This window comes from Mesorhizobium sp. M7A.F.Ca.CA.002.05.1.1, from assembly GCF_003998335.1.
In the GTDB taxonomy this organism is placed as follows: Bacteria; Pseudomonadota; Alphaproteobacteria; order Rhizobiales; family Rhizobiaceae; genus Mesorhizobium.
In genome coordinates this window covers 1-5274 of the sequence record NZ_RZQI01000396.1, presented here as the reverse complement: position 1 = coordinate 5274, position 5274 = coordinate 1, and the positions used below count along the sequence as shown (strand labels likewise).

Here is a 5274-nt window from a genome sequence, read left to right as displayed (position 1 = left end):
GGTCCGAAGGACGGGCGAGACCCGTGGCTCGCCCCGGCAAGTTAGGGGTGGGGTTCGTGCCGGGCAGACATCTCAGGAATACCATTCGATAGGCCAGCCGAGGCCGGTTACGCGCCGGTGGTCGCAAGCTCCCGCAGGGCCAGCCGGCCCGCGACATAATTCTTGACCTGGCGGACGGCCTGTTCGCGCGAGACGCTGCCCGGTTGCAGGCCGAGCCGCAGCCAAAGCCCGTCGATCAGCGCCGTGACGCCAAGCGCGATGTCGTCGGCATCCGCCGGCGAGGCGAGGCCGTGCAGGCCCGACAACAGGTTCGAGCGCATGCGCGCATGGATCACCCGCTGGATACGGGCCATCTTCTCGTCGCGCGGCACCTCGGCGCAGAGCGACAGCCAGGCATGGCACAGAGGCGGCTGGAACAGATGCTCCTCGAAATTGCCCTCGATCACCGCATCCATGCGCTCCATCGGCGTACGCGCCCGGCGAAGCCGCGCGATCACCGCCTGGCACAGGACGGCATTGGCTTCGCGCATCGCGTGCTCGAACAGTTCCTGCTTGTTGCGGAAATAGTGCAGCACGATGCCTTTGGAGGCACCTGCCTGAGCGGCCACTTTTTCCAGGGTCGCGCCGGCAATGCCCTCGCGCTCCAGAACCACGAAGGCCGCCTGCCGCAGCTCCTTGCGGCGTATCTCACTGAGACGCTTGAGTTTCACGGGATTGGTCCATGCATTTCGAATCCACGTTGACATTTTCGTCCGCTCAGATCAAGAATTGACCCATGGGACAATAAAAAAACCGATTGGTCAATTTCACGAATGAGGAGAACCGAAATGTTGCGCATCCTTGCAAACGGCGTCTGTTTGGCCGCCCTCATGTTGGCCTCTCATGCGGCCCAGGCGGCCGAGGCCGAAGAGTGCAGGACGGTCCGCATGGCCGAACCCGGCTGGAACGACCTTGCCTTCACCACGGGGGTCGCCAACGTCCTGTTGGAGGCGCTCGGCTATCAGCCGCAAAGCCAGGTGCTCGGCATCAACGTCATCTACGAGGGCATGAAGAACAGGGACCTCGACCTGTTCCTGGGCTACTGGGATCCGGCCATGGTCACCTATTACGAGCCCTACAAGAAGGACGGCTCGGTCGAAAATGTGCGCGTCAATCTCGTGGGCGCCAAATACACCTTCGCCGTTCCGACCTACGCCTGGGATGCCGGCGTCAAGGACATTTCCGACCTGCACAAATTCGCCGACAAGTTCGGCAAGAAAATGTACGGCATCGAGCCCGGTTCAAACCAGTTGATGATGGACGCCATCGCCGATCCCGCCTTTGGCCTGGACGGCTGGCAAGTGGTCGAGTCCAGCGAAGCCGGCATGCTTTCCGAGGTCGGCTACGAGATCAAGGAAAAGCAGTTCATCGTCTTCCAGGGCTGGGCGCCGCATCCGATGAACACGATGTACGACTTCAAGTACCTGACCGGCGGCGACAAGTTCTTCGGCCCGAACTTCTGCGCCGCGACGGTGACGACGCAGGTGCGCAAGGGCTATCTCGAGCAATGCCCGAACGTCGCGCAATTCCTCAGGAATCTCGCCTTCGACATCGATTTCGAGAATGTCGGCATGGGCTATCTGATCAATGACGGCATGAAGCCGGAGGACGGCGCGCTGAAGGCAATCACGGCCAACAAAAGCCGCCTCGACGCCTGGCTCGCCGGCGTCACCACCTTCGACGGCCAACCCGGCCTCGCCGCGGTCAAGGAAAAGCTCGGTCTGTGAGAGCGGCGGTGCTTGATGCTTTGCCGGAGCAGGGCGCCTGGTCCGGCCGCAAGCAATTCGTCACTGTCGGCGATCTCGACATCGCCTATGTCGAGGTATCAGGCGCCGAGCCGGCACTGCTGTTGGTGCACGGCTTCACCGACACCAGCCGCAGTTTTTCGCTTCTGGCGCCATATCTGGCCGGCCGTCGTCTGATCATGCCGGATCTGCGCGGCCACGGCGCCTCGCAGGCTGGCAAGAACTGCGGCATCGCCGATCTTGCCGATGATATGGCCGGGCTGATCCAGAGTTTACAACTCGACCGACCGGTCGTCGTCGGCCATTCGCTGGGCGCCATGGTGGCTGTCGCTTTGGCTGCGGGGCACAAGGAGTTGATCGGCGGGCTGGTGGTCCTGGCCGGCACGTTGAAGCCCGATTTCGCGCCGGGTCATCCGCTGGTGGTGAGCGTCGAGGCCCTGCGCGACCCGATATCGCCGACCGATCCGTTCTATGCCTGGTGGCATGCCTGTCGTACCGACGTGCCAGCAGCCTTTCTCGCCGGCTTGGCGCAAGAGGCCTCGGCGATGCCGACCCCGCGCTGGCGCGCGATTCTCGAGGAAATCCGCCGCGCCGACCTGACCGACTCGGCACGAGTCGTGCAGGCCCGGACGCTGATCATCGCCGGCGCCTGCGACCCGCTGTTCGGCGCGGCGCACCAGCAGGCGTTGCAATCCGCTCTTGCCGAAGCCGTCTTCGTTCGGGCTGAGAGTTGTGGCCACAACCCGCATTGGGAAGATCCGGTCCTTGTCGCAAAGGCGATCATCGAGGCATTTGAAGTCTAACGCCCGACCAATGATTGCGATGTGGGCAACAGCCGCAAAGTCTCCGTTTGTTTGGTCAGGCCGAGCTGCGCGGCCTGCCAAAAATCCTGCCATGCCGGAGAAGCGGCGAGGGCGGCCTGGTGGCGGGCATGCGCCTCGGTGCTGGCAAAACCCATGACGCTGATGAAGACGTTTTCATCAGCCCGTACCGGCAGGCGCGGAAAACTGTTTTCGGCATGCTCGGTAACGAAAGCGGCGAGCAGGCGTGCGTCGGCCGTCATCAGGCACGCCGTCTCAGTCTCGAAGCGAGTGGCGAAATCAGCCTCTGTGCCGGGCTGCAAATGATGAATCTCGATGACAACGATGCCGGTCAGCGGTTTGTTTTGAATGGGCTTTTCGTCATCGGCCAGGCTTGGCCGCTGCTTGCCCGCGAGGTCGAAGCCGGCGGCGGGCCACGCCGGCTTCAGCAGCAGCACATCGTCGGAATCGATCATCGTTGCGTTGGCCGCATCGCTGTGCGCCGCCCAGACCGGCCCGCCATAAAAAGCGGCGAGAGCATTTTTCCGCGCATCCATGCCGTCGAAGCCGCGCATCCAGACGAACATGTCAGGCCGATCGAGGTCCCGGAACTGGCCGATGATGGTCATGCCGGCGTCCTCCTGGCCCTCGATCAGCCTGCCGTCGAAGATGCCGATGAGCGTGTCGCGCCGGCCAGGCTTCAGCGTGTATTGCCGAAGCTCGACGACAGGCGAAGCGAGCGCTGAGGGTTTCGTCGCGACGTTCTGGGGCAGGTTCATCCGACATTCTCCAAAACAGGGTGATCGTCCTGTTTTGTAAAACAGACCGGTTGTCCTGTTTTGTCAACATGCTAAAGTTCGGCAATGTCAGCAGAGATGACCGTCCAGCCAAAACCGCGCCCGGGAAAACGCACCAACGACCCTGAAGGCATGCGCAAGAAAGTGCTCGATGTCGCCGAGGATGCGTTCCAGGCGCGCGGCTATCACGCCTCCAGCATCGGCGACCTGATGGCGGCGGCTGATGTCAGCGGCGGCGCGCTGCATCACCACTTCCCGACCAAGAAGGCGCTGGCGCTGGCTGTGATCGACGAGCGTGTGGCGGCAGCGGTCGAAGAGACATGGATCGCGCCGGTGCTGGCGGCGGCATCGGCGCGCGAGGGCGTGCGCGCCGTGTTCGAGGCCGTGGCGGCGGAACTGGAGCAGCAGGGTTTCGTGCGCGGCTGCCCGCTCAACAATCTGGCGCACGAACTGTCGCTTGCCGATCCCGATTTCCGCCTTGCCCTTGCCGGTATCTTTGCCGGGTGGCGGCGCGCGATTGCCGACAAGCTGCGTGCCGACCAGCAGGCGGGCAAGGACGAGGGCACGGACCCCGAACGCTTCGCCGCGCTGACGGTCGCCGCCTATTCCGGGGCCATGTCGATGGCCAAGACGGCGCAGGATGCCGGTGTGCTGCGGGATTGCCTGGCGGGGCTGGAGCGCAGCGCGCCGTCGCCATCGCAGGGCGGATTGGCAGCCAGGCGACGCAACAGGATACTGCCACGGCCGAGAACCTCTTGACTTTGCGGCGCTGCGTTCTTCATCCGATGCCGGGCGAGGTGGGGAACGCCGGGCTCTGGTTCAGCTACTCGGCCAGCGGCTTGATCGTCTCGTAGCCGTTGACGGATTCCGAACCGGTGCCTTCATCGTAGCGCCGCGCGAGCGCGGCTTGCAGATCGGGCGCATAAAGGGCGGTGAATGAATCCAGCGTCTCGCCGTCGCCGTTCTTGAAGGTCTCCTTGACCGCCAGGACATTGTATTTGCAGTCGCCCAGACGGAATGTCTCCTTGCCCTTGACGACAAGGCTCAGCGTCTTTGTGCCCTTCGGCGGCTTGTTCGGCGACAACTCGACGAACTCTATCGTGGCCTTTGCCCCCGCCTTCAGCGGGAACAGCTTTCGCAGATCGGAAAACGGGATCATCGCCTGCCGGCCGGTGTCGCTGTCGCGAAACACCTCGATCAGGCCGGCGAACAGATATTGGGTTTGGGGCGATTGCGATTCGTTGGTGTTGGCAACCGACATCATCCCGCCGGCCACGGGCCGAAATTCGCTCTGGATGCCGGGTCTCGCCAGAACGAAACCCTTCCTGGCGGACTTGGCATCGACGCAACCGGCGGCATGCGCGGTGCTCGCGCACAACATCGCGGCCAGGATCATGCAGATAGCTGCGGCTTTCATTTTCGTCCTCCTCCGCTCGCGCAAGCGAGACATGCCAGACCCATGGCGTCATGTCGATGATGGCGCAGAGGCGCTGGACGACCGGCTGCTGTCCATGCTGAATCAGCAGATGATGAATCGCCTTTCGACTGGATCGTTTTCCCGACGCAACTTCCTGGTACAGGCTGCGGGATTTGCCGCGGCCGGCGCCTTGCCGCGGCCGGCCTTCGGCCAGACCGGGCAACGCGTCCAGGCGATCGACGCCACCTTCCTGTTCATCGCCGATGTCCATGCCTGCCGGATGGCGAGCGGCTTGAGTCCCAACTGCCTGCAGGAAGGCAAGACCGACGCCGCGCTGCTGCGCAACGTGGCGGTGCTGAATGCGCTTGGCGACAAGGACTGGCCGGCCGAGATCAATGGCGTCGCCACCGGCCTGCGTTCCGCCGGCAAGATAGGCACGCCGCTCGGCCTCGTCGTCGGCGGCGACGTCACCGACG

The 5274-nt window shown here is 63.7% G+C and carries 6 protein-coding genes and 1 pseudogene; 4 read left to right on the top strand and 3 right to left on the bottom strand.

Annotated elements, in window-relative coordinates; all coding sequences use genetic code 11:
* Positions 1-107 precede the first annotated feature (107 nt).
* Positions 108-746 (bottom strand): choline-binding transcriptional repressor BetI, encoded by a 639-nt coding sequence (gene betI, locus EN939_RS19755; protein WP_127269334.1) that lies wholly within the window; start codon positions 744-746, stop codon positions 108-110.
* Between the two features lie 81 nt (positions 747-827).
* Here betI and choX point away from each other — a divergent pair, with 81 nt between their 5' ends.
* Complete coding sequence (gene choX, locus EN939_RS19750) at positions 828-1766, top strand: choline ABC transporter substrate-binding protein (protein ID WP_127269333.1); 939 nt, start codon at positions 828-830, stop codon at positions 1764-1766.
* 8 nt (positions 1767-1774) lie between these two features.
* Positions 1775-2587 (top strand): alpha/beta fold hydrolase, encoded by an 813-nt coding sequence (locus EN939_RS19745; protein WP_127269332.1) that lies wholly within the window; start codon positions 1775-1777, stop codon positions 2585-2587.
* Here EN939_RS19745 and EN939_RS19740 read toward each other — a convergent pair.
* The gene (locus EN939_RS19740) at positions 2584-3363 is read right to left on the bottom strand and encodes an NIPSNAP family protein (RefSeq protein ID WP_127269331.1); all 780 of its coding nucleotides are present in this window, start codon (positions 3361-3363) and stop codon (positions 2584-2586) included. The two genes, EN939_RS19745 and EN939_RS19740, sit on opposite strands and share 4 nt — an antisense overlap.
* 96 nt (positions 3364-3459) lie before the next feature.
* Between EN939_RS19740 and EN939_RS19735 the strand changes: the two genes are divergently transcribed.
* Positions 3460-4140, top strand: a complete 681-nt coding sequence (locus EN939_RS19735; protein WP_127269335.1) for a TetR/AcrR family transcriptional regulator — start codon at positions 3460-3462, stop codon at positions 4138-4140.
* A 64-nt stretch (positions 4141-4204) separates the two neighbouring features.
* Here the strand turns inward: EN939_RS19735 and EN939_RS19730 are convergent, their stop codons facing one another.
* A complete protein-coding gene (locus EN939_RS19730; protein ID WP_127269330.1) occupies positions 4205-4798 on the bottom strand; it encodes a hypothetical protein in 594 nt (197 codons plus the stop codon).
* 109 nt (positions 4799-4907) lie between these two features.
* Here EN939_RS19730 and EN939_RS19725 point away from each other — a divergent pair.
* Positions 4908-5274: pseudogene (locus EN939_RS19725) on the top strand (metallophosphoesterase); the annotation flags it as partial.

Coding starts and splice junctions, on each gene's coding strand:
- betI (WP_127269334.1), bottom strand. CDS start 746: ATGTCAACGTGGATTCGAAATGCATGGACCAATCCCGTGAAACTCAAG.
- choX (WP_127269333.1), top strand. CDS start 828: ATGTTGCGCATCCTTGCAAACGGCGTCTGTTTGGCCGCCCTCATGTTG.
- EN939_RS19740 (WP_127269331.1), bottom strand. CDS start 3,363: ATGAACCTGCCCCAGAACGTCGCGACGAAACCCTCAGCGCTCGCTTCG.
- EN939_RS19735 (WP_127269335.1), top strand. CDS start 3,460: ATGACCGTCCAGCCAAAACCGCGCCCGGGAAAACGCACCAACGACCCT.
- EN939_RS19730 (WP_127269330.1), bottom strand. CDS start 4,798: ATGAAAGCCGCAGCTATCTGCATGATCCTGGCCGCGATGTTGTGCGCG.